At 43.6% G+C, this 3295-nt stretch carries 1 protein-coding gene; it reads left to right on the top strand.

The window, feature by feature from the left end; all coding sequences use genetic code 11:
• Positions 1 to 326 precede the first annotated feature (326 nt).
• Positions 327 to 3254 (top strand): FAD-binding protein, encoded by a 2928-nt coding sequence (locus KGY70_19515; protein MBS3777392.1) that lies wholly within the window; start codon positions 327 to 329, stop codon positions 3252 to 3254.
• Positions 3255 to 3295: the final 41 nt, after the last annotated feature.

Genomic DNA, 3295 nt, shown 5'->3' with positions numbered 1-3295 from the left:
ATTATTCCTGAATAATTCGGGTTAAATTTATCATTATTATATGTCTGATTGATTGAACCTTATTTTGAAGCAATCTGAATTTATGCCCTATGATTTTCGACAGATCTGAAATCATATATAAATATAAATGATTTATATTGAGTGTATTTCTATGTCTATTTATATCATTACTTAAAATACCATCACATAAAAATTTTTTGGGTAATAAAAAAAGTGAAACTGAACGGGTTTTATCGGGAAATTCTGCGGTGGTTTTCATTGGCAATTTGAAATGATTTGAGCGTTTTCTTTTTAATTTTGTCTTTGCGATTTAAAACAGATAACTCATGGATGATAAAATACAGGAGTACACAAACCACCTGAAAGGGGATTTTTACACCGACAAGAAGACGCGTTTGCTTTATGCCACCGATGCTTCAGCCTATCGTGAAATACCAGTTGCTGTTGCTTTACCCAAAGACGAGGACGATATCAGGGAGCTGATTTCCATCGCCCGAAAGACCGAAACTTCGCTGATTCCAAGAACAGCCGGTACTTCCCTGGCCGGACAGGTAGTTGGGTCCGGTATTGTGGTGGACGTTTCCCGCTATATGACCAGTATCCTGGAAGTCAATCCGGAGGAACAATGGGTAAGGGTACAGCCCGGTGTCATACTCGACGAGCTGAACCTTTTCCTTAAAGATTACGGATTGTTTTTCGGGCCGGAAACCTCCACGGCCAATCGCTGCATGATCGGAGGAATGGTTGGAAACAATGCATGCGGTGCCCATTCTATTCTTTATGGCACAACCAGGCACCATACCATTTCTGTGAAAGGGTTTTTAAGCGATGGTTCCGGGACGGAATTCGGACCACTCAGCCCTGAGGAATTCCGGCAAAAGTTACAGGGCAATTCTATGGAGTCCAAAATCTATCAGCGCATACATGATATTTTAAAAGACCCGGATAATCAGCAGGAAATAAAGAAGGAATACCCGGATAAATCCATTTACCGCCGAAATACAGGGTATTCCCTGGATCTGCTGCTGGATTCCGAAGTATATTCCGAACAATCTCCCCATCCGTTTAACTTCAGTAAGCTGGTCTGCGGATCAGAAGGGACCCTGATGTTTATCACTGAAATAAAATTGAACCTGGTTCCACTTCCTCCGAAATACAAGGCGGTTACCGCGGCCCATTTTAAAACCAAGGAAGAAGCCTTCCGGGCCAACCTTATAGCGTTGAATCACAATCCGGGCACTGTAGAGATGATGGACCACCATATTCTGGAGCTGACCAAAAACAACAGGGATCAGCAAAAGAACAGGGAATTTGTAAAGGGAGACCCGGGAGCCATATTGATCATTGAATTTGCCAGGAATTCCAGGGAAGAAATAGAGACAATTCATGATGAGATGGTAAAGGATTTCAAAAAGGCCGGCTATGGGTACTATTATCCCCTGATCCACGAACCCGAAGCAAACAAAGTGTGGAACCTGAGAAAAGCGGGACTGGGAATACTTTCCAATATGAAAGGAGATGCCAAACCTGTTTCGATTATTGAGGATACGGCTGTGAATGTAGAGGTTTTACCTGATTACATGGCGGATTTCCAGAAAATACTCAACCATTATAACCTCGATTGTGTGTTCTATGCCCACATCGGTTCCGGAGAACTGCATCTTCGCCCCATTTTGAACCTTAAAGATCCGAAGGATGCGGAAATGTTCCGCACCATTGGGCGGGAAATCGCACATCTGGTAAAAAAATACAATGGCTCCCTTAGCGGGGAACATGGAGACGGCAGGCTACGGGGGGAATTCATTCCCATCATCCTGGGTGAAAAGAATTATGAATTGCTTAAAGAAGTTAAACATGCATGGGACCCGGGAGAAATATTCAATCCCGGAAAGATCGTGGATGTGCCTCCAATGAATGAAAGCCTCAGATTTCCTCCTGGCCTGGAAGTTCCTGATATTCCAACTGTATTTGATTTTTCAGATACAGGTGGCATTTTGAGGGCTGCTGAAAAATGTAACGGTAGCGGGGATTGCCGGAAAACCGAGCTGACCGGGGGAACCATGTGTCCCAGTTATATGGCCACAAGAAATGAAAATGACGTTACAAGGGCAAGGGCCAACATTCTAAGGGAATTTTTGACCTATTCCCAAAAGAAAAACCGGTTTAACCACAAAGAGATCTATCAGGTAATGGACCTTTGTCTTTCCTGTAAAGCTTGTAAAACAGAATGCCCTTCCAATGTGGATGTTGCCAGACTCAAAGCCGAATTCCTTCAACACTATTACGATTCCCATGGTATTCCCTTAAGGACCCGGATGGTTGCCAATATTACCCGTTTAAACCGGTTGGGTTCGCTCTGGCCGGGATTGTATAATTTTTTCATGAACAACCGTACGGCTTCAGGTTTAATAAACAGAACCGTGGGTTTTGCAACAAAACGCAGCATGCCCCTGTTGCAAAAACAAACGCTTAATCATTGGATGAAGCAATATGTGAAAGACTTGAATGGAAAATCTCCTGATAACGGAAAGGTCTATTTATTCAACGATGAATTTACCAATTTTAACGACACGGATATTGGTATTAAGACAATACAGTTGCTTAGCCGCCTGGGTTATGAGGTCATCATACCCCGACATCTGGAAAGTGGCCGAGCTTACTTGTCAAAGGGCCTTGTTAGAAAGGCAAAAAAAATTGCCAACCGGAACCTCGGATTGTTAAAGGATATGATTACCGAAGATACGCCGCTCATAGGCATAGAGCCTTCTGCTATTTTGGCCTTCCGCGATGAATATCCCGATCTGGCAACCTCTGAAAATAAAGAAATTTCCCGGCAGCTTGGCAATCACGCCTATATGATTGATGAATTCCTGGCTCGCGAAATGGAAAAAGGCAACATCAGGAAAGACCAGTTCACTGATGCGCATACCGAAGTGCTGCTCCACGGCCATTGTCAGCAAAAAGCAGTAGCTTCCACTGACCCAACGCGTTTTATCCTGTCATTTCCTGAAAACCATTCCGTTGAAGAAATTCCATCCGGTTGCTGCGGAATGGCCGGCTCTTTTGGTTATGAGAAGGAACATTATGACATATCTATGAAAATAGGGGAGCTGGTTCTGTTTCCAGCCGTAAGAGCCGCGGATCAGCAAACCATTATTGCTGCACCAGGCACAAGCTGCCGGCACCAGATTATGGACGGTACTTCCCGAAAGGCATGGCATCCGGTGGAAGTTTTATACCATGCTTTGAAATAACTGTTCTATTGTAGTTGAATCAATAAGAATACATCATAAAA

The sequence above is a fragment of the Bacteroidales bacterium genome (assembly GCA_018334875.1).
Classification (GTDB): domain Bacteria; phylum Bacteroidota; class Bacteroidia; order Bacteroidales; family UBA12077; genus JAGXLC01.
This window is presented reverse-complemented; position numbering and strand designations above follow the sequence as displayed.